Annotated in this window: 16 protein-coding genes and 1 tRNA gene; 14 read left to right on the top strand and 3 right to left on the bottom strand. The window is 46.7% G+C overall.

The window, feature by feature from the left end:
* The first annotated feature begins 333 nt into the window (after positions 1 to 333).
* From BCOA_RS20375 to BCOA_RS20335, 8 genes are all read left to right on the top strand, one after another.
* Positions 334 to 1,836 (top strand): bifunctional ADP-dependent NAD(P)H-hydrate dehydratase/NAD(P)H-hydrate epimerase, encoded by a 1,503-nt coding sequence (locus BCOA_RS20375; protein WP_014095993.1) that lies wholly within the window; start codon positions 334 to 336, stop codon positions 1,834 to 1,836.
* A 6-nt stretch (positions 1,837 to 1,842) separates the two neighbouring features.
* A complete protein-coding gene (gene galU, locus BCOA_RS20370; protein WP_014095992.1) occupies positions 1,843 to 2,727 on the top strand; it encodes a UTP--glucose-1-phosphate uridylyltransferase GalU in 885 nt (294 codons plus the stop codon).
* A gap of 407 nt (positions 2,728 to 3,134) precedes the next feature.
* Positions 3,135 to 3,407, top strand: coding sequence for a YhdT family protein (locus BCOA_RS20365; protein WP_014095991.1), 273 nt, complete (start codon positions 3,135 to 3,137; stop codon positions 3,405 to 3,407).
* On the top strand, positions 3,404 to 4,858 hold the full coding sequence (panF, locus tag BCOA_RS20360; RefSeq protein ID WP_014095990.1) for a sodium/pantothenate symporter: 1,455 nt from the start codon (positions 3,404 to 3,406) through the stop codon (positions 4,856 to 4,858). Before BCOA_RS20365 ends, panF begins: the two co-directional genes overlap by 4 nt.
* Positions 4,859 to 5,081: 223 nt before the next feature.
* Positions 5,082 to 5,154, top strand: a tRNA-Lys gene (locus BCOA_RS20355).
* A 337-nt stretch (positions 5,155 to 5,491) separates the two neighbouring features.
* The gene (locus BCOA_RS20345) at positions 5,492 to 6,433 is read left to right on the top strand and encodes a magnesium transporter CorA family protein (RefSeq protein WP_014095988.1); all 942 of its coding nucleotides are present in this window, start codon (positions 5,492 to 5,494) and stop codon (positions 6,431 to 6,433) included.
* Between the two features lie 414 nt (positions 6,434 to 6,847).
* Positions 6,848 to 9,460 carry a bifunctional acetaldehyde-CoA/alcohol dehydrogenase gene (gene adhE, locus BCOA_RS20340; RefSeq protein WP_014095987.1) on the top strand — a complete coding sequence of 871 codons (2,613 nt, stop codon included), beginning with the start codon at positions 6,848 to 6,850 and terminating at the stop codon, positions 9,458 to 9,460.
* Between the two features lie 1,012 nt (positions 9,461 to 10,472).
* The gene (locus BCOA_RS20335) at positions 10,473 to 11,603 is read left to right on the top strand and encodes a DEAD/DEAH box helicase (protein ID WP_014095986.1); all 1,131 of its coding nucleotides are present in this window, start codon (positions 10,473 to 10,475) and stop codon (positions 11,601 to 11,603) included.
* 432 nt (positions 11,604 to 12,035) lie between these two features.
* Here the strand turns inward: BCOA_RS20335 and BCOA_RS20325 are convergent, their stop codons facing one another.
* Together BCOA_RS20325 and BCOA_RS20320 are read right to left on the bottom strand one after the other, a co-directional pair.
* A complete protein-coding gene (locus BCOA_RS20325; protein WP_014095985.1) occupies positions 12,036 to 12,551 on the bottom strand; it encodes a hypothetical protein in 516 nt (171 codons plus the stop codon).
* Positions 12,552 to 12,764: 213 nt separating this feature from the next.
* Positions 12,765 to 13,208 (bottom strand): C40 family peptidase, encoded by a 444-nt coding sequence (locus BCOA_RS20320; protein WP_014095984.1) that lies wholly within the window; start codon positions 13,206 to 13,208, stop codon positions 12,765 to 12,767.
* Between the two features lie 245 nt (positions 13,209 to 13,453).
* Here BCOA_RS20320 and map point away from each other — a divergent pair, with 245 nt between their 5' ends.
* Together map and BCOA_RS35255 are read left to right on the top strand one after the other, a co-directional pair.
* Positions 13,454 to 14,197, top strand: a complete 744-nt coding sequence (map, locus tag BCOA_RS20315; RefSeq protein ID WP_014095983.1) for a type I methionyl aminopeptidase — start codon at positions 13,454 to 13,456, stop codon at positions 14,195 to 14,197.
* A gap of 104 nt (positions 14,198 to 14,301) precedes the next feature.
* Positions 14,302 to 14,478, top strand: coding sequence for a hypothetical protein (locus BCOA_RS35255; RefSeq protein ID WP_014095982.1), 177 nt, complete (start codon positions 14,302 to 14,304; stop codon positions 14,476 to 14,478).
* Between the two features lie 80 nt (positions 14,479 to 14,558).
* Here the strand turns inward: BCOA_RS35255 and BCOA_RS20310 are convergent, their stop codons facing one another.
* Positions 14,559 to 15,140 (bottom strand): biotin transporter BioY, encoded by a 582-nt coding sequence (locus BCOA_RS20310; RefSeq protein ID WP_014095981.1) that lies wholly within the window; start codon positions 15,138 to 15,140, stop codon positions 14,559 to 14,561.
* 1,065 nt (positions 15,141 to 16,205) lie between these two features.
* Between BCOA_RS20310 and BCOA_RS20305 the strand changes: the two genes are divergently transcribed.
* The 4 genes from BCOA_RS20305 (at position 16,206) to BCOA_RS20290 (ending at position 20,741) form a co-directional block, all read left to right on the top strand.
* Complete coding sequence (locus BCOA_RS20305) at positions 16,206 to 16,592, top strand: MerR family transcriptional regulator (RefSeq protein ID WP_014095980.1); 387 nt, start codon at positions 16,206 to 16,208, stop codon at positions 16,590 to 16,592.
* On the top strand, positions 16,589 to 18,112 hold the full coding sequence (locus BCOA_RS20300; RefSeq protein ID WP_014095979.1) for a class I adenylate-forming enzyme family protein: 1,524 nt from the start codon (positions 16,589 to 16,591) through the stop codon (positions 18,110 to 18,112). The genes BCOA_RS20305 and BCOA_RS20300 overlap by 4 nt, the downstream gene beginning before the upstream one ends.
* On the top strand, positions 18,096 to 19,754 hold the full coding sequence (locus BCOA_RS20295) for an acyl-CoA dehydrogenase family protein (RefSeq protein ID WP_014095978.1): 1,659 nt from the start codon (positions 18,096 to 18,098) through the stop codon (positions 19,752 to 19,754). Before BCOA_RS20300 ends, BCOA_RS20295 begins: the two co-directional genes overlap by 17 nt.
* An 87-nt stretch (positions 19,755 to 19,841) precedes the next feature.
* Positions 19,842 to 20,741: an SDR family oxidoreductase gene (locus tag BCOA_RS20290; protein WP_044051928.1), complete on the top strand. Its 900-nt coding sequence runs from the start codon at positions 19,842 to 19,844 to the stop codon at positions 20,739 to 20,741.
* The last annotated feature ends 35 nt before the right edge of the window (positions 20,742 to 20,776 follow it).

Here is a 20,776-nt window from a genome sequence, read left to right as displayed (position 1 = left end):
AATTTACGAGACTCCTGCGGGAAAAGCGAGCCAGGAAAGACCCCGCAGCGAGGTACGAGCGAGGAGGCTCGCCGGCCGCCCGCGGAAAGCGAGTGAATTTCGCGCGCCTCAACATCCCCGTTATCCATCTTTATACGGAAATATTACATCTTTTCCGAAAATTACACCGAGCAAGTAAAGCACGGTAGCCGAAAGTGTACAAAAAGAGTGTCTTGGAATACCCGATATTTAAACCTTGTCGAGAAAAACTTGACACATACGGAAATTAGAAATTTTATGTTGTCGCATTCAAGCAGTGTTACAATAAAACTATGAGAACGGGGGTGTTTGGCCATGCAAATTTATACAAGCAAAGAAATTAAGGAAGCCGATGCAAATGCAGCTTCTTTCGGCATGGATACGTTTACGCTGATGGAAAATGCCGGAAGCGGTCTGTACCGCGCCCTTGCGCCGCTCCTTTCCAAACGCGACACGATTGCGGTGCTTTCCGGCAAAGGGAATAACGGTGGGGACGGGATCGTACTTGCCCGCTATTTAAAACTGAACGGATACAACGCGGATTTGATCTTTCCTTTAGGCCCGCCGCAAACGAAAGAGGCTGCGCAGCATTTTTCCTATTTTCAATCGTGCGGCTTTGAAGCAGCCCCTTTTGACCGTGAGAAACATTATGACTGGATCGCAGACGGGCTGCTTGGCGTTGGTACAAGGCTGCCGCTCAGGGATGATCTTGCAGAAGTAACCGATTGGATCAATACCCGGAAGGCAAAAGTGGCCGCCATTGACGTACCGACGGGAGTGGCGGGGGATACGGGTGATGCCGATCCGCATACCGTACACGCAGATTATACGTTTTCTCTTCATGGTTTGAAACCGTCCAGCCTGTTATTCCCTTCTTCCGCTTATTTCGGCGAAACAAAGGCTGTCGGGATCGGTCTGCCGCATACTTCAAAATGGAAAATTTGGTCAGAAGAAGATGTCATCCGTTCGCTCCCCGAAAGAAGCGGCAATGTCCATAAAGGCACATTCGGGACCGGGCTTTTGGTTGCCGGGAGTGACGATATGCCGGGCAGTGCGGCACTGGCTGCGATCGGCGCCATGCGGATGGGGATCGGGAAACTCTCCGTTTTTACGGAAAGCGGTGCCCGGAATGTGATCGCTACACTCGTTCCGGAAGCGACTTATTTAAAAAGGGATTTTTCAAAGCGGCTTAACGATTTGGGGCAGAAATTTGCCGGGGTGGCCATCGGTCCCGGGATTGAGCCGGATGAGCAGCTGGAGTCTTTCATTCACGGCGTTTTAAAAGAACCACTTCCTGTTGTCCTCGATGCCGGGGCATTACATAAAAGGGCATACCCGAAACGTACGGCGCCGGTCGTTTTAACGCCGCATCCAGGGGAATTTTCAAGGATGGCGGGCATTCCGACCGGGCAAATTGCATCGGACAGGCTCAGGCTTGCTTCCGCTTATGCACAGGAACACGGGGTCATCGTCGTTTTAAAAGGACAGTACACGGTAATGGCATTTCCGGATGGCAGCGGCTATGTAAATACAACCGGCAACAGCAGCCTGGCAAAAGGCGGAAGCGGTGATACATTAACCGGCATGCTCTTGGCAAATATATGCACGTATGCTAATATCAAGGAAGCGGTTGCCAATGCCGTTTATATCCACGGGGCATGCGCTGACTTGTGGATCCGGGAAAACGGGTCCGCTACACTCACTGCCCATGAATTTTCCCGGCTGCTTCCCAAAGTGATGCACCAATTGGAAACGGCCGCAAAAGATGCAGGGAAAGCGCCGGGTTTAGGAAACGGTGACCGTTTTATAAAGAGGTGACAAATAATGCAAAAAATCAAGAAGGCGATTATCCCGGCAGCGGGGCTTGGAACACGTTTCCTGCCGGCGACGAAGGCAATGCCGAAAGAAATGCTGCCAATTGTCGATAAGCCGACAATCCAATATATTGTGGAAGAGGCCATTGATTCCGGCATTGAAGATATCATCATCGTAACCGGGAAAGGGAAACGGGCGATTGAAGACCATTTTGACCACGCATTTGAGCTTGAGGACAATTTGATCGCAAAGAAAAAATTTGATCTGCTTGAAAAAGTGCGCCAGCCTGCAGAAGTGGATATCCATTATATCCGGCAAAAGGAACCGAAAGGACTGGGCCACGCGATTTGGTGTGCGCGCAAATTTATTGGGAATGAACCGTTTGCCGTGCTCCTCGGTGATGATATTATTCAGGCTGAACCGCCTTGCCTGAAACAAATGATCGATGTTTATGAACAGGTCCATTCCAGCGTGATTGCCGTCATGGAAGTCGCGCGTGAGGAAACAAACCGTTACGGGATTATTGACCCGCTCGATCAAAAGGGAAGAATTTATGATGTGAAAGGCTTTGTAGAAAAGCCGAAAGTGGAGGAAGCGCCGTCAAATGTCGCCATTATCGGGCGGTATATTTTAACACCGGAGATTTTTGATTTCCTTTCATTGCAGAAGACGGGATCAGGCGGTGAAATCCAGCTGACCGATGCCATTGAACAATTGAATGAAATCCAAAAAGTGTATGCCTATGCTTATGAAGGGAAACGCTACGACGTCGGCGAAAAATTCGGGTTTATCAAATCGACGATTGAAATGGCGCTTTCCCGGGAAGATCTGCGCGATGATTTGCTCCGGTATTTGGAAGATTTGCAATGGAGAATTCAAAACCATCAGATCTGAAACTTGCAGGTCTGCCGGTAAAAACGCCTGTTTCGCGAAATATGCGAACGCAGGCGTTTTTTATCGGGCTGTGCGATGGGGATCGGGATACAACCCGAAGTTCCAGCTAAAATATCGCAGCTTTTGTTGCCTGCTGTAAAAAATCGTCATCGTGCAAATTGGCGCTCGGGCTTGATGTAACTTAAGCTCAACTTATATAGAATGAAATGAAGTTTTTCGCGTCAAAATCAATGACGATCAGAAGAGAGGTTGTTTCTGGCAACCATGAAAAGGAATCCAGTTTCGTTCGGCTTATTTTGCAAGTTCCAGTGCTTTTATGCAAAACAAACCTGATTCATGGTGAAAATCACACGGCCGGATGAAAAAGATGTAAGATAGTAGCAAAAGTAAGGAAAGGATGGCACATTTTGAAAACAGATGACAAAAGATTTAAACAGGCGCACAAAGAAGCAAGGATCGGCGTCGGGCTTGTGCTGTTCAATTTTCTCTGGTGGTACGGTTTTGCTTACGGCCTCGGTTCACGGCCGGCCAAACAGTATCATTATATATTTGGCATGCCATCATGGTTTTTTTACAGCTGCATTGCCGGGTATATTGTCGTGACGGCGCTTGTCATCTTCATTGTGAAGTTCTTTTTTAAGGATATCCCTTTCGATGATGAAGAGGGGGATAAGCCATGAACTGGCCGGTATTGGCACCACTGCTCATTTTTTTGCTCATTATTTTTGCCGTTGGTTTTTGGGCCAATCAATACGTGATCAAAACGCAATCTTTTGTACAGGAATATTTTCTCGGAAAACGGCAGCTCGGCGGTTTTATCCTCGCGATGACGATGGTGGCGACATACGGGAGCGCCAGCAGCTTTATCGGCGGGCCGGGTGTGGCGTACACACAGGGGCTTGGCTGGGTGCTTCTTTCTATGGCACAGCTTTCAACCGGCTATTTTGTCCTGATGGTGCTCGGGAAAAAATTTGCGATTATGGCACGCAAATATGAGGCGGTGACGCTGATTGACTTTTTAAAAAGCCGTTATCAAAGTGATGCCGTCGTCATTTTGGCGGCAGCAAGCATTATTATTTTTCTGTTTTCATCGATGACGGCACAGTGGATCGGCGGTGCGCGCCTTGTTGAATCGCTGACCGGATTGTCGTATACGGCGTCGCTCCTAATTTTTGCCGCTTCTGTTACGCTGTTTGTCGTAGTCGGGGGATTTCGCGCAGTGGCGGTGACAGATGCAGTCCAGGGCACGGTCATGTTTCTCGGCACGCTTATTTTACTGGTGGCAACCATTAAAGCGGGCGGCGGGATGGAACCGATTATGCACAAACTTGCTGCAGAGGACCCGGATCTGATTACGCCGTTCGGACACGGGCACAGCCTGAGCCCTGCCTATGTGTCGTCGTTTTGGATTTTGGTCGGGATTGGTGTCGTCGGCCTGCCGCAAATTACGGTCCGTGCGATGTCCTACAAAGATTCCCGGGCGATGCACAGGGCGATCATCATCGGTACCATTGTCATTGGGTTTATTATGTTCGGCATGCATTTTATTGGCGTGATGGCACGTGCTGTCATACCGGGTGTGAAAGTGCCCGATACGGTAATGCCGCTATTAACGATGAAAGTGCTGCCGCCTGTGCCGGCCGGTATCGTGCTTGCTGCTCCGATGGCCGCAATTATGTCTACCGTTGATGCGCTCCTCATTCTCGTCGGTTCCGCGCTTGTCAAAGACCTTTATTTGAATTATGTGAAACCGAACGCATCCGAAAAACAGATGAAAGCGGCAAGTTTCAGCGTGACCGCAGCGATTGCCGTCATTGTCGTGCTGTTGTCGCTCAGCCCGCCGAAATTGATCATATGGCTCAACTTGTTTTCCTTTGGCGGCCTGGAATCCGTTTTTATATGGCCGGTGATTTTCGGCTTGTACTGGAATAAAGGAAACAAGTACGGCGCGGTTTGTTCTATGATACTCGGCATGGGCTCGTACATTCTGCTGGACCGCTTGCATCCAAACCCGTTCGGATTGCATACAGTGGTGCTGCCGGTCCTTATTTCCTGCGCCGGGTTTATCGCGGCGAGCCTTCTCTTCGGGCGCAAGAGAGCTGCCATTCGGGCTGAACGCGATGGGGCATAAAGTAAAAGTACCGGTTCAATCGACACGCGTCATTATGACTTATTGGGGCCGAGTAATCCGGCGCCCCAAATTGAAATTTTTAGCTAAAAATGTGCGATGTCCGGAAGAAGCTGCAAAATAAGAATCAATCGGGCCGGGACGCATCATCTGCCCGGCCCGGATCTAAAAAAATTTTTCGTTGCATCTCTCCCGGATTTGTGATAATATAATGATTGTCATCTGCGGGACATTAGCTCAGTTGGAAGAGCAGCTGACTCTTAATCAGCGGGTCGTGGGTTCGAGCCCCTCATGTCCCATCACGAAGCAATATGATGCACAAATGTGCCATTATATTGCTTTTTTATTTTTATGTAAGTTTTTTGTGCGGATAATCCGGCTAAAAAATAACAAGCGGACATATTCAGGCATACTATATTGTGGTATAATAAAATGGTTGCAGGTTTCGCAGCTATTTATGAATCGAAGAAAAAAAGGAGATGATAACTGATGGATTCTGACGCGCATCCGAGGTCGTGCATGAAACATAAGCAAGAGGAAGTCTTCATACTGGCCTCGACCAATCCTACACGTTATCAGTCTCTGGAAGAGTAAAGTATGCTTGAGCTTCCTCAAAAGAGAAGAGGAGGTGCCTGCATGTTAAATATGTATTTAACGGACGAAAACGGCAAACTGAAGGAAACAGAAATTTTGTCAAAAGGATGCTGGGTGAACCTGGTGAACCCGACAGAAGAAGAAATCAACCAGGTTGTCCAACAAACGAATATACCGATCGATTTTATTAAAGACCCGCTGGATGTCGATGAACGCTCCCGTATTGAAAAAGAAGACGATGATATTTTAATCATTGTCGGCCTTCCGGTTAAGGTAAAGGACGATGTGGACTCCGCGCTGTATGATACGATTCCGCTCGGGATTATCGTCACGCCTTTTTATTTCATCACGGTCTGCCTAGAGGACAATCCGATTATCGGAAAATTTATCCACAGACGGGTGCGCGGGTTTTACACCTACATGAAAACCAGATTTACCCTTCAAATTCTGTATGAAGTTGCAAGCTATTATTTGAACTATTTAAAATATATCGACCGCAGATCAAGCTTGATCGAACGCGAATTGCACGAATCGATGCGAAACGAGGAACTGTTCGAACTGTTGAGCCTTGAAAAAACGCTCGTGTATTTCACTACCTCATTAAAAGCCAATAAAATCGTCTTGGAAAAAATGACACGGCAGCATTTTCTAAAAGTATATGAAGATGACATGGACTTACTGGATGACGTCATGATTGAAGTCAAACAGGCAATCGAAATGTGTGAAGTGCACAGCAATATTTTAAGCGGCATGATGGATGCCTATGCTTCTGTCATTTCCAATAACGTGAACGGCGTGATGAAATTTTTGACGACGGTCACGATTATCCTTTCCCTGCCAACGATGGTATCCAGCTTTTTCGGAATGAATCTTCACGGCCTGCCATGGCAATCAAGCCCCCATGGGTTTTGGCTGGCGTTTTTGGCCTCTCTGGTTCTTTCCAGTGTTACAGCCCTTATTTTTTGGAAAAAAAGATATTTCTAACACACCTGGGAGATGGATTTGCATAAAATTCATCTCCTTTTCCGTTTCTGCCTTGTGAATGTGCAGGTTTCACAAGCGAGAAGCGGTTTTTTTTACGGCAATTTCTATACGGAATTTTGCATAAATATTCAAATATAAAATGTAAGCACTTACAATGTAAAAAGGCGGAAAAAACTTATTTTAATTAAATCATAGCTGGAAAGCAATATTTTAAAGAAAAAAGTTTATAAATGATTTATTCATTTGTCACCAATCTGACACAGCCATAGCATGTGAAATCGCCTATAATAAAGCCATAAAGAAAAGAAACAAATGTAAAACGGCAGAAAATCATGTGAAATACTTCACAAATTATATTTTTTAGTCTATCATGTGAAATTATTCACAAAAACATTTAGAATGGGGGCCACGAACATGGCAATCGATGAAAAAGTTGTTGGCAAATCTGCGCAAATCACGGAAATGGTCGATTCCCTCGTCGCAAAAGGGCAAAAAGCACTGCGTGAATTTATGGAACTGGATCAGGCACAAGTGGACAATATCGTAAAACAAATGGCACTTGCCGGGTTGGAACAGCATATGGTGCTCGCCAAAATGGCCGTGGAAGAAACAGGGCGCGGCGTATATGAAGACAAAATGACAAAAAACTTGTTTGCAACAGAATACATCTATCACAACATTAAATATAACAAAACAGTCGGCATCATTGACGAAAACAATAATGAAGGGATTGTTAAATTTGCGGAACCGGTCGGCGTGATTGCCGGGGTCACTCCTGTAACAAACCCGACATCAACCACGATGTTTAAAGCATTAATTGCCATTAAAACACGCAACCCAATTATTTTCGCGTTCCATCCGTCCGCACAAAAATGCAGCAGCCATGCCGCAAAAGTGATGCTTGACGCTGCTGTGAAAGCCGGCGCCCCGGAAAACTGCATCCAATGGATCGAAAAACCGGCCATTGAAGCGACACAGCAATTGATGAACCATTCGGGTATTTCACTGATTCTTGCAACGGGCGGTTCCGGCATGGTAAAGTCCGCATATTCGAGCGGGAAACCTGCGCTTGGCGTCGGGCCGGGAAACGTCCCTTGCTATATTGAAAAATCTGCTGATATCAAACGCGCCGTCAATGATTTGATTTTGTCCAAAACGTTTGACAACGGCATGATCTGTGCGTCGGAACAGGCTGTCATCATCGACAAAGAAATTTATGACAATGTGAAAAACGAATTGATTGCAAATCAATGCTACTTCCTGAATGAAGCGGAGAAGAAAAAGGTTGAGAAAACCGTCATCAATGAAAAGACGCAATCCGTCAACAGCGCCATTGTCGGCAAACCGGCCTATGAAATTGCGAAAATGGCAGGCGTAAATGTTCCGGAAGATACCAAAATTTTAATCGCCGAACTTACAGGTGTCGGCCCGGACTACCCGCTTTCCAGAGAAAAATTAAGCCCGGTTTTGGCCTGTTACAAAGCCAACAGCACAAAACAAGGTTTCGAATTTGCAGAAGCCATGCTCGAATTCGGCGGACTTGGTCACTCGGCTGTGATCCATTCGACAAACGATGAAGTCATTGAACAATACGGCTTAAAAATGAAAGCCGGCCGGATCATTGTCAACTCCCCGTCTTCGCAAGGGGCAATCGGCGACATTTACAATGCCTACATGCCTTCTTTGACACTCGGCTGCGGCACGTTTGGCGGCAACTCGGTGTCCACAAACGTCGGTGTCATCAATCTTTACAATGTAAAAACAATGGCGAAACGGAGAGTCAATATGCAATGGTTTAAAATTCCACCGCGCGTGTATTTTGAAAAGAACTCGGTCCAATACCTGGAAAAAATGCCGGATATCTCAAGTGCCTTTATTGTCACCGATCCGGATATGGTCAGGCTTGGATTCGTTGAGAAAGTACTGTATTACTTGCGGAAACGCCCGGACTATGTGCACTGTGAAATTTTCTCAGAAGTCGAACCGGATCCGTCTATTGAAACGGTTCGGAAAGGTGCCGCAGCTATGGCAAGCTTCCAGCCGGATGTCATTATCGCGCTTGGCGGCGGGTCGGCGATGGATGCTGCAAAAGGCATGTGGCTGTTCTATGAGCATCCGGAAGTTGATTTCAACGAATTGAAGCAAAAATTTATGGACATCCGGAAACGGGTTGCCAAATTCCCGAAACTGGGTGAAAAAGCGCAGCTGGTCTGCATTCCGACCACATCGGGCACCGGTTCTGAAGTGACTTCTTTCGCCGTCATTTCGGATAAAAAGAACAACACAAAATATCCGCTCGCAGACTATGAACTGACACCGGATGTTGCGATCATTGACCCGCAGTTTGTTATGACCGTTCCGAAATCCGTAACAGCCGATACCGGGATGGACGTTTTGACCCATGCGATTGAAGCCTATGTATCCAACATGGCCAACGACTATACGGACGGCCTGGCAATTAAGGCCATCCAGCTTGTTCACGAATACTTGCCGAAAGCATACGCAAATGGCAATGATGCACTGGCACGCGAAAAAATGCACAATGCATCGACTTTGGCAGGGATGGCGTTCTCGAATGCATTCCTTGGCATCAACCATTCACTTGCCCATAAAATCGGCGCTGAATTCCATATTCCGCACGGCCGGGCTAACGCGATTCTGTTGCCGCATGTCATCCGCTATAACGCGCAAAAGCCGAAAAAATTTGCGGCATTCCCGAAATACGAACATTTTATTGCGGATCAACGCTACGCGGAAATCGCGCGCGTACTTGGTCTTCCGGCAAGCACGACAGAAGAAGGTGTCGAAAGCCTTTGCCAGGAAATCATCCGGATGTGCAAACTGTTCAATATTCCGCTTAGCCTAAAAGCAGCCGGCGTGAACCGGGCGGACTTTGAAAAACGGGTTGCCATTATTGCAGACCGCGCATTTGAAGACCAATGCACACCTGCAAACCCTAAATTGCCGCTTGTCAGCGAATTGGAAGACATTTTACGCAAAGCTTTTGAAGGCGTTGAAGCAAAATAATGGCTTTCATTTTGGAAGAGGCGCACTTTACGTGAAGGGAACCGAAGAGGTTTTGGCGAAAACGCTCATGTAGCCCGTGTCTATGAAAAAGAAGCAATTTAAAAATTGTTGATCCGTTAACATAGAGCCCGTCTAAGTGAAGGAAATAGCCAGAATTTTGGCGATCACTTCACTTAGACGGGTTTTTAAGGTAAGGAACGAGGATCTACGTTAAGATAGGGATGATTTCTGGCGGTCTTCCTTAACGTAGAATGGCTCTACGTTAAGAAAGGGACGATTTTTTTCGATCTTCCTTAATATAGAGCGGGTCTACGTTAAGAAAGCATGACTTTTTTTCGGTCTTCCTTAACGTAGAATGGGTCTACGTTAAGAAAGGGGCGATTTTTTTCGATCTTCCTTAATATAGAGCGGGTCTACGTTAAGAAAGCATGACTTTTTTTCTGTCTTCCTTAACGTAGAGCGGGTCTATGTTAAGATAGGGACGATTTTTAACGGTCTTCCTTAACATAGAACGCCTCTAAGTTAAGAAAGCGTGACTTTTTGGAGGTCTTCCTTAACGTAGAATGGCTCTACGTTAAGAAAGGGGCGATTTTTTTCGATCTTCCTTAATATAGAGCGGGTCTACGTTAAGATAGGGACGATTTTAGGCGATCTTCCTTAACGTAGGATGGATCTACGTTAAGGAAGCGTGTCATTTTGGGGGTCTTCCTTAACGTAGAACGCCTCTACGTTAAGATAGGGACGATTTTAGGCGATCTTCCTTAACGTAGAATGGCTCTAAGTTAAGAAAGGGGCGATTTTTTTCGATCTTCCTTAATATAGAGCGGGTCTACGTTAAGAAAGCATGACTTTTTTTCGGTCTTCCTTAACATAGAACACCTCTACGTTAAGATAGGGGCGATATTAAGCGATCTTCCTTAACATAGAACGGGTCTACGTTAGATAACTTTTCTTTTCCATACGGGATAGTGTATGATAAAAGAACTGGAAAAGGAAGGTTAGGGAAAAAACAATGGAACCTACATTCATTCATCATTTACAGCCTTTTTTACAACAGGCATGGAAAAATTCAACGTTTGAACATCCTGCTTCTGTACAGGAAAAAGTGATTCCTGCTGTGCTGGACGGCCGGGATGTGATTGCTGCAGCACCGACAGGATCGGGAAAAACACTCGCCTACCTGCTGCCTGTGCTCGACCGGATGGACCCCGGAAAACAAACGGTTCAAGCTGTCATTCTGGCGCCTTCTAAAGAACTGGTCATGCAAATCCAAGAGGAAGCCGGAAAATGGTCACAGGGAAGCGGAATCCGGAGCATCCCGCTGATCGGCGGCGCGAATGTGAAACGGCAAATTGAAAAACTGAAAAAACACCCGCACCTTGTTATCGGGACGCCTGGACGCATCCTTGAATTGATCCACCAGAAAAAACTGAAAATGCATGAAGTGAAAATGATGGTGCTCGATGAAGGGGACCAGCTGCTCGGAAAGGAATACAGCCGCACGGTCGGACAAATTGTAAAATCCGCCATGCGTGACTGCCAGCTCCTTTTGTTTTCAGCCACTTTGCCTGATGCTGCAGCCCATAAGGCTATGGAACAGATGAAAGAACCCCTGTTGATTCGCATTGCAAAAGAGGAGGCGCGGAGCCCGGTTGAACATATTTATATCGTAAGCAGCGATCCGCGCGACAAAATCGAGCAGTTGCGAAAGATAGCCCGAATGGGGGTCCGGGGACTCGTGTTTTTTAATAATAAATGGGATGTTTCGGTTGCAGTGGAAAAACTCCGGTTCAAAGGGCTGGCCATCGCCGAATTGCATGGCGATATGCGCAAGGAAGAAAGAGAAAAAAGTATCCGGTTGTTCCAAAACGGCGATGTCCCGCTCCTTTTGGCAACGGATGTCGCTGCCCGCGGCCTGGACATTCCGGCGATTACGCATGTGATTCAATTTGATTTGCCGGAAGATGGTTCCGCATATGTCCACCGTTCGGGACGGACAGGCCGGCTCGGTTCAAACCCCGGCACAGTTGTCTCTCTTGTCACGCCGAAAGAAGAAACGGTGTTGAAAAAATATGCAAAAGCGCAGCATGTGGAATTGAGGCGAAAAGACATAAAGCGCGGTGAGCTGGTAGATCCCGAATAGGCAAATCAGTTTTTTTGAATGCGAAAAATTTGTCCGGAGGATGGCTTCATTCCCTGGGCGGATTCCAAAAGCGGGAAGATTATTCTGCTTTAAAAAGATGAAATACAAAGTTTCGTTGTCTTTCATGCCGCAGAAGGCCTGCCGGAAATCGATTCTCCGGCAGGCCTTCTGTTTTGGACTTCCTTTTAATTGGGCATAGGCAATCGTCCAGCTGTGTATTGAGACTTCCTTTTGAATAGGTACCGGCCATCGCCTGGTCGTGTTTTGAGACTTTTATTTGAATGAGTATCAGCAATCGCCCGGTCGTATTTTGAAACTTCCCTTTGAATGGGCATTGGCCATCGCCCGATTGTATTTCGAAACTTCCCTCTGAATGGACATCAGCGGAAGCCGTTTGGGTCGGCAATCGCCCGATTATATTTTGAAACTTCCTTATGAATTAACATCGTCCGGGAGGCTGGCCGGTGACAAGCCGGCTTTTTTAAATACTTTGCCGAGTTCATCGTTGGCTTGTTCCAGTTTTTTGTTCGCAGCATCCAGCGAAGGGTTCGTTTTTTTCAACTCATCCGCTTTCATTTGGTAGGACTGTTGCAAATCTTTTACAGCCGTTTTGATCTCCGATTGATAGCTACTTATTTTGGATGGGATTTTCGTATTTTTAATTTCTTTCACTACATTTTCTGCGGATGACTGCGCTTCCTTCTGCATGGTGGCAAGCTCAGTTTTCGGCGGTTTTTCGTCCGTCTTAGCGATCGCCTGTTCATACGTATTTAAATCCCTGTCCTGGGCATTGATATGATTGGTGAGATTCATATAAAAATTCATCAAAGCTGTTTTTGTGCTGCTTTTTGCCGGTTTCTTTGCCCCGGACTGCCCTGAATTTCCGGAACATGCGCCAAGTGCAAGCACAAGGGCAAGGCTAAAAGTTGCAAACCAAATTTTTTTCATGCTGTAACCCCTTCCTAAATCTGTAAATTTTTAATAGACTTGCAGCACGATCATAGCATTTTTTGTTTCTTATGGTAAATAGGGGAGGAAAAAATAAGATTTATGGAAAAATTTTAATTCATATTTTTGTATCCCGGTTTAGATTTCCGGGGAAGGGGTAGAGGTAGGAAAAAGTGCAAAAAAAACATCGGGAGTTTCCGAAGTTTTTTGATCTCAAAGTCTTTTTGCCCCGACGTACCGCGGTTTCCAGTAAGGATTGCTCAGGCTGTCGATCTTTACGCCCTGCGATACGGAGTGGATGACTTGGTTATGGCCGATATAAATGGCGACATGTGAAACGCCTTTTGAATAAGTATGGAAGAAAACCAGATCGCCCGGTTTTAAATTTGACTTGCTGACTTTTTTTCCTTTTTTGTAAATGCTTGCTGCTGTTCTCGGCAAGCTTTTTCCGTTCTTTTTAAATGTATAACCTACAAAGCCGGAACAATCAAAACCTGATGGGCTTGTGCCGCCCCACCTGTACGGGGTCCCTATATATTTCTTTGCCGTACTGATGACTTTTGACGGGGAATAGGATGCAGCAGCCGCTTGTTTAGCAGGCAGTAAAAAACCGGTTCCCAGCATGAATGCAAGCAGTATTGGAGCTACTTTCTTCAAATTTCCCACCTCTGTCTATGAATCTTGTAATCCCACTATACCAATATTTGTCGATTCTTTGGTTACGCTCACATTAAATAATATTACAAAAACATTACGTATACGACAAAAGTGTGAAAAGTTTGACGGCGTCCGGCATGCGGGGCACGGCATCCTTTTTTGTTCGGGTGAACCATGGATTTTGATATCTAACGTTATTTCTATATAATGGAGTCATGACTTTAAAGCAGAAAGGAACGTTCAACATGATCGTCAAGTCAGAAGCGGATTTGGAAGGACTGAAAAAAATCGGGAGGCTTGTTGCCAGCATTCGCGATGAGCTGAAGGAAAAAGCCAGGCCCGGCATCACAACAAAAGAGCTGGATGAATGGGCAGGCAAGAGGTTTGCAGAAAACGGGGCGGTCTCCGGGCCAAAGGGAGAGTATGACTTCCCGGGTTACACCTGTATCAGTGTAAATGAAGAAGTGGCGCACGGCATTCCGGGAGACCGCGTGTTAAAAGAAGGGGATCTTGTGAATGTGGATGTATCCGGATCGCTGGATGGATATTATGCGGATACAGGCATCTCTTTTGTTGTCGGAAAAGGAGATCCCGAATTATTTGCGCTGTGCGAATGTGCGCAGCTGGCGTTTGACAGCGGCCTGAAAAAAATCCGGGCCGGCAATCGGCAGAATCAAATCGGCCGGGCGGTTGAAAAAGCAGTGTACGACAATGGTTTTGAAGTACTCTTGAATTTGACGGGCCACGGTGTCGGGAAGGCCCTGCATGAGGATCCCGAGTATATTTTAAATTACTATGACCCAGACGATACAGGTTTGTTACAGGACGGCATGGTCATTGCGTTTGAACCGTTTGTCTCGACCGGCGCTGATGAAGTGGTAGAATCGGGCGACGGCTGGACGTATGTAACGCCGGACGGAAGCTTTGTAGCGCAAGTGGAACATACCGTCATTGTAACAAAAGGAACCCCCATCGTTCTAACGCGATAAGCGGTGCGCCGGAGCATTGTCCTCCCTAGAGAATCACCGTTTCGGGCGGCTACAGTGGAATAAATAGCCCGCCTCGTTTTAATCATCAAGCGGGGGTCTGAAGTATGCATTTGGAAAGATCCCGTCGTTTTAACGCAGTAAACGGGGAAATGCCCTGCTCCGGAATACTGTCCCACCCGAAGAATGCACCGTTTCAGGCGGCTGCAGCGGGATCGGATTTAATCGTCAAGCGGGGGTCTGAAGTATGCATTTGGAAAGATCCCGTCGTTTTAACGCAGTAAACGGGGAAATGCCCTGCTCCGAAATACTGTCCCGCCTGAAAAATCACCATATCGGGCGGGGCAGTATAAGCGGGGCCATTCTACCGTTTTAACGCAATTAGCGGGGAAACGGCTTTAATCCGGTGTGCCAGCCAGCCCGCAACCAAGGACAAAATGATGTCTTTTGGCAGGGGCACCGCCATCCACACCCAGGCAATTTTGTAGCTGAACGCTTGTGGGGCCTGCGCCCATATTTTGTACGCGGCGTACATCCAGTTGGTCCCAATCAAATAGTTTAAAATCAGGCCAATGATTGCCGCAATAAAGTACGTTGTCAAGTTTTGGCGTTTTTCCACAATCTTGCCCGTTGCCCAGGCTGCGGGGATAAAGCTAAGAATAAATCCGAATGTTGGGCTTAAAACGGTTTGAAACCCGCCGCTGAACTGCGCAAAAACCGGTGCTCCCAGTAAGCCGATCAGCATATAGGCGACCATCGAGATCGCTCCAAGCCTGCTGCCGAGCACTAAACCTGCCAGCACGGCAAAAAAAGTTTGCAATGTGATCGGCACCCCGCCGATAACAAGAAACGGCGCAATGGATGTAATATTTGCCCCAATGGCCATCAGCGCCGCAAACATACCCGCATAACAAAGATCAATGGCACGGAATTTTTTCGCTGCCATTTTTTCACTCCCCTTTTTTCCTTTATCTATTAATAGATTAAAAAACTGCGGCATATATGTCAACCTAAAAATAAAATTGGTTTACATATTTCGGGCTTTGTGTCTTGAAGTTTACTGTAACGTAGAGGGGAGTGACATGGTTCCAAAACACCGAGTGTTGTCAATAATATAGTGAATCAAATCAGTGGGGAGGTCTTCTTCTCTCACTAAAGGCGAAGGTCTTTGTCATCCTAATCGGATTTTTATCCACCCTAAAAGGTTTAATTGTGTCTTGACTATTGGATTTATATATGGAATAATTTGTCTATTAAGAAGATGATCTGTATATTTTTTGAAATTTTTTCAAAACGATTCTTCGTTCAGTACCGGGAAGTTTTTTAAATAGTATTTTTAAAAACTTAAAAAAGTTTGGTGATATCAATGGGTCAATCCTCAACACGTAGAAGCTTTTCATCCGTTATATATTTAGTTGTCGGTTTACTGGTTACTTTTATTCAGCGTACACCAGTGTACTGGGGTGCATTCATCGTCCTGTTTTTTATGTCCTTGTATAATATTTATAAAAAACCAAGCTTAGGGAATATTCTTTTCTACATCATTGCTTATTTACTCCTTTTTGCTTATCTATGGTTTTTTATATTACATTAAGTTAAAAACAGGGCAGGTAGAGGGGGAGACACATTTATTAGGATGGAAGAGGTGTTTTTATCATTCCCACTTCCACTCCTTATGAAGAATACGGGTATGTTGCTGCTTTTTATTTTGTTTAATTCCATTTTCTGAACGGTGTTTGAACTTCCTCTGGTCACTTCCTTAAAAACTTCCTTCAAAAACCAACCAATTATTCCTTAGCATTCGCTTCGGCAACTTTTCAATACATTTAGGGAAATATAGGCTGGCATAATCAACCAAATCCATGACATGCAATCCCAAAATGGCTCATTCCTGTATAATCGTATTCCCCTCTAATTGTTTCATAATGATAAAAGGAATTCACGCTTTATATCTTGAAGTTTACGTTAACGTAAATTGTATGATAGAGGCAAATGGGAAGGAGAGGGGTGTATGACCTGCAAAATTTCTGAACTGGCAGCCGAATTCGGGGTATCCACGAGGACCATCCGCTATTATGAAGAGCTTGGGCTGTTCAAGCCAAAAAGAAGCCAAAATGGCAGGAGGTGCTATTCGAAAAAGGACTACACCAGGTTAAAGCTCATTTTCCGCGGGAAACAACTGGATTTTTCTTTGGATGAGATTAAAGAAATGATCGAACTGTTCGATTGCGACCGCTCCGGCATAAAACAACTCGAAAAAACGATCGAGTATGGCAAACAAAAACGCCGGGAAGTTGCACAGCAAATTCAAAACCTCCAGGAACTTCAATCCGAACTGGAAAAATATCTGGCAGAATTTGAAACTCGTTTAAAACGCTTAAAGGAGGAGCAGGGATGAATATTTCTGAACTGTTGGCGCGGAATGCAAGAAAGTACCCACAGCAGGAAGCATTGGTTTCGCCTCGTGAACGGCTGAATTATCAGGAATTAAATGTCAGAGTAAACCGTTTGGCGCATGCCCTCCAAAATTGTAACTTCAAGCAGGGAGACAGGGCGGTCATCGTGATGCCAAATACAAATGCGTTTGTCATTGCCTATTTTGCCGTGATGCGGCTTGGCGGTATTGTCGTGCCGGTTAATGCCAAATCAAGCCGCGCAGAACTGGAGTATATGTTGGACGATAGCGGAGCAAACGTGTTATTTGTCCATGAGCTGCTTTTTGAGGAACTCAAAGAAGCAACTTTTCCTCCCCATCTCGTAAAAATAAAAACAGGCGAACGTGTGACAGGCTGTCAAATTTTTGAAGAAATGATTAACCATTCGCCTGAAACGGAGATCCGGTGCCGGCTCAAAGAAGACGATGATGCTTCTATTCTTTACACATCGGGCACAACTGGGAAGCCAAAGGGTGTTTTGTTCACCAACCGCAATATTTTGTCCGCCGCCTGGATGATGTGTGTGGAAATGGCAATGAAACCGGAAAGCAGAATCCTGCACATGATGCCGCTCAGCCATTCAGCGCCTCTTCATCTCTTTTTGGTTGCAGGCACGGTTGTAGGCGCCACACATGTGCTTTCGCCTGTATTTACACCGGAAGCATTGGTGGAAACTGTAGAAAAAGAACGAATCACCCATTTCTTCGGTGCCCCGGTGGCCTATTTGTTCACGGCAAAACTGCCGAACTTGCAGGATTACGATTTATCCACCATGAAGTATTGGGTATATGGCGGTGCGCCGCTTTCCAGACCGGAAGTGGGCCTGATTCAAAATGCTTTTCGGTCGGACCGGCTCGTGTGCGTATATGGCCTGACAGAAGCGGGGCCGAACGGGACATTGCTGCTGCCTGAAGAACACGCGGAAAAAGCTGGAAGCATCGGTAAACGCGCTGCACTTGGCATGGAAATCCGGCTTGTGAATGAAAAAGGTGAAGACGTAGCGGCGGGGGAAGTCGGGGAAATTGCGTTGTACGGGGAAAGCGTCATGAAAGGATATTTCCGGAAACCAGAAGAAACGAACCGCGTATTTCAAAATGGCTGGCTGTTAACTGGCGACATGGCGAGAAAAGATGAGGAAGGGTACTACTGGGTAGTGGACCGTAAAAAAGATATGATCCTCTCAGGCGGTGTAAACGTATACCCGAAAGAGATCGAGGACGTATTGGTTACCCATCCGAAAATAAGGGAAGTTTCTGTGATCGGTGTTCCGCATCCGGAATGGGGGGAAACGGTCAAAGCTTTTCTCGTGCTGGCAGAACCGATGGACAATATTGAAGAAGAATGCAAACGCTTTCTAAAAGGGAAACTGGCATCCTATAAAATTCCGAAGTTGTACGAAAGAATAGAAGAACTGCCGAGGAACGCCACGGGAAAAATCCAAAAACAAGTATTGAGGGGGATGGCCAATGAACTTTTACCATGACGATCCGAACCTGGCACGGCTTTTGAAACAATATTTGGATCCGCTGTTTTTTGATTGGGCAGAAAAGGAACTGGCCGAATTCGGGGAAATGTGCGCCGGAGAAATTGACGAACGGGCGACCCACACGGACCGGGAAGGCCAGCCCAAGCTGATCAAATATAACCGCTACGGGGAAGATGTATCGAGAGTGTGGGTAAATGAGGGTTATTTTAAAACGGTTGAGCAAGTGTATAACAAAGGTATTGTCGGATATGTCCATAAACCCATTCCGGCATTGGGACAAAAAGGCAATTATGTGTATGCGTTTGCGCAAGGTTATTTGCTGTCGCAATCAGAACTCGGGTTTTATTGCCCGGTCACATTGACGGCAGCAGCCTCCTATTTGCTTGACCATTATGGCAGCCATGAACTGAAACAAACCTATTTGCCGCAGCTGATTTCAACAGGTGAAGCGGAGCGCTACGAAGGTGCCACTTTTTTAACGGAACGCCAAGGCGGGTCAGACGTTGGCGCCAATGAAACAAAAGCCGTTTCGGAAGACGGCTGTTACCGGCTTTACGGCGAAAAATATTTTGCCTCTAATGTGGGCATGTGCGGTGTAGCCATGGTGCTTGCAAGGCGTGAAGGGGCCCCGTCCGGAACAAAAGGGCTAAGCTTGTTTTTGGTGCCCTGGGAAAAAGAAAACGGCGAGAAAAACGGCATCTATATCCGGCGTTTGAAAGATAAGCTCGGCGTGCGCGCGGTGCCTTCGGGCGAGGTGGTATTTGACGGGGCAAAAGCTTACTTGGTTGGCGACCCCCGCAAAGGCTTTTACTATATGATGGAGGCCCTAAACCTTTCGCGCATCTGCAATGCCGTTGCTTCGATCGGCATCATGCGCCGGGCATACCGGGAAGCGCGGGCCTATGCGCTGAGACGGACGGCGTTTGGCAGCCGGCTCGCAGATTATCCAATGGTAAAAGAAACCCTTGTCAAAATGGCAGCCAAACAGGAAGTGGAAACAAGCGCTGTTTTCCGGCTTGCCACACTTTTTGACCGGACGGCTTCCGGCAAGGCGGATGAAAAAGAAAACATCATGGCAAGGCTTCTCATCGCCATTTTGAAAATGGAAACAGCCGAGCAGGCCATCCATTTTGCCCATGAAGCGATCGAAATGCACGGCGGAAACGGCTATATCGAAGACTTTGTAACGCCAAGGCTTTTGCGTGATGCCCAGGTGCTTACTGTCTGGGAAGGGACCGCCAATATTCTCGGCCTTGAAGTGCTCCGCCTGATGCGGAAATTTAAAGTGCACGACATTTTTATCGGCATGATGCGGGAGAAAATAGATCAGCTGCAGGCCGGTACATGGCTATCTGCCGGACTGGAGCAACTCGAAGAAACTTGCCGTTTTGTCATGAAGGCGAAAGAGGAAGCCGTGCAAACGTACCATTGTAAAAAAGTGGCCAGGCAAATGGTTAAAATATATGAAAGTGTCACAGCCCTCGAAGACGCACTGGCCGGGCAGCGGCAAAAATGGATCGCGGAAGCCTACCTCAGGCTGGCTTGGCACGACCCGCTTGCCATCGATCCGGAACTGGCGCTTGTGAAACATTTTGAAGAGATTGTGATGGAAAAAGTGCCGGCAAATGAAGGAAATTAATTGTCACCCATCGGCTTTTAGGCGAATACACTAAATGGAAAAAGCCTGGATAAAGAGGTGGTCCATTTGTATTGGCAGAAGCCAGATATGTATTTTTCCCGGACGGAACCGGGTTACCGCATTCATCCGCAAAAATATGCCTTTCCGCCCCAGCACCAGCCAAAACAGCCGGGGATTGAAAAACTGATGCATCCGCGCCCGCAGATTGAAGACTCGTCCTATAAGGGATCTGGAAAGCTTGAAAATAAAGTGGCGATTGTAACCGGCGGGGACAGCGGGATCGGCGCAGCTACCGCGATTGCGTTTGCAAAAGAAGGCGCGGATGTAGTGATTCCGTATTTTTCCAATTATGAAATAGAAGATGCGAGCCGGACAAAGCGGAGGATCGAAGCGCTCGGGCAGCGTTGCCTGCTGATTCCGGGGGACCTAAAAGATCCGGAGCATTGCCAAAACGTTGTAAAGCAAACGGTGGATACATTCGGACATCTGGATGTGCTTGTGAACAATCATGCCATGCAGTTTGTGCAGAAGGATTTGCAAGATATTACGAATGAACAATGGGATTTTACCTTTAAAAACAATATTCACAGCTTTTTCTACTTGGTCAAAGCCGCATTGCCGTATTTGAAAGCCGGCAGCTCGATCATTTTTACCAGTTCTGTCACGGCGTATGAAGGAAGTCGAAATTTGATCGATTATTCTGCAACAAAAGGGGCAATTGTGGCTTTCACCCGGTCTTTGTCGCAAAATCTGGTGAGAAAGGGCATCCGGGTCAATGCGGTGGCACCGGGGCCGATTTGGACACCGCTGATTCCGTCAAGCTTCTATCCGGAACAGGTTGCCAAATTCGGCCTTGATGTGCCAATGAAGCGGGCCGGCCAGCCGTATGAACTGGCTCCCACTTATGTTTATCTCGCATCCCGTGATTCCAGCTATGTGACCGGGCAGGTGCTGCATGTAAACGGTGGGACGATTACGGATTCTTAATGGCAAGGGAGCGTGCTGTGCAAATCGACTGCACT

Source organism: Heyndrickxia coagulans 36D1, assembly GCF_000169195.2.
Classification (GTDB): Bacteria; Bacillota; Bacilli; order Bacillales; family Bacillaceae_C; genus Weizmannia; species Weizmannia faecalis.
The sequence above is the reverse complement of the archived record's forward strand: the minus strand, read 5'-3'. Positions and strand labels throughout refer to the sequence as shown.

What these genes read in the sequence shown, in the direction of transcription:
- BCOA_RS20345 (WP_014095988.1), top strand. Translation starts at nt 5,492, where the DNA reads ATGTTAAATATGTATTTAACGGACGAAAACGGCAAACTGAAGGAAACA.
- BCOA_RS20300 (WP_014095979.1), top strand. Translation starts at nt 16,589, where the DNA reads ATGAATATTTCTGAACTGTTGGCGCGGAATGCAAGAAAGTACCCACAG.
- adhE (WP_014095987.1), top strand. Translation starts at nt 6,848, where the DNA reads ATGGCAATCGATGAAAAAGTTGTTGGCAAATCTGCGCAAATCACGGAA.
- BCOA_RS20305 (WP_014095980.1), top strand. Translation starts at nt 16,206, where the DNA reads ATGACCTGCAAAATTTCTGAACTGGCAGCCGAATTCGGGGTATCCACG.
- BCOA_RS20295 (WP_014095978.1), top strand. Translation starts at nt 18,096, where the DNA reads ATGAACTTTTACCATGACGATCCGAACCTGGCACGGCTTTTGAAACAA.
- galU (WP_014095992.1), top strand. Translation starts at nt 1,843, where the DNA reads ATGCAAAAAATCAAGAAGGCGATTATCCCGGCAGCGGGGCTTGGAACA.
- panF (WP_014095990.1), top strand. Translation starts at nt 3,404, where the DNA reads ATGAACTGGCCGGTATTGGCACCACTGCTCATTTTTTTGCTCATTATT.
- BCOA_RS20290 (WP_044051928.1), top strand. Translation starts at nt 19,842, where the DNA reads ATGTATTTTTCCCGGACGGAACCGGGTTACCGCATTCATCCGCAAAAA.
- BCOA_RS20375 (WP_014095993.1), top strand. Translation starts at nt 334, where the DNA reads ATGCAAATTTATACAAGCAAAGAAATTAAGGAAGCCGATGCAAATGCA.
- map (WP_014095983.1), top strand. Translation starts at nt 13,454, where the DNA reads ATGATCGTCAAGTCAGAAGCGGATTTGGAAGGACTGAAAAAAATCGGG.
- BCOA_RS20335 (WP_014095986.1), top strand. Translation starts at nt 10,473, where the DNA reads ATGGAACCTACATTCATTCATCATTTACAGCCTTTTTTACAACAGGCA.
- BCOA_RS20310 (WP_014095981.1), bottom strand. Translation starts at nt 15,140, where the DNA reads ATGGCAGCGAAAAAATTCCGTGCCATTGATCTTTGTTATGCGGGTATG.
- BCOA_RS35255 (WP_014095982.1), top strand. Translation starts at nt 14,302, where the DNA reads ATGCATTTGGAAAGATCCCGTCGTTTTAACGCAGTAAACGGGGAAATG.
- BCOA_RS20325 (WP_014095985.1), bottom strand. Translation starts at nt 12,551, where the DNA reads ATGAAAAAAATTTGGTTTGCAACTTTTAGCCTTGCCCTTGTGCTTGCA.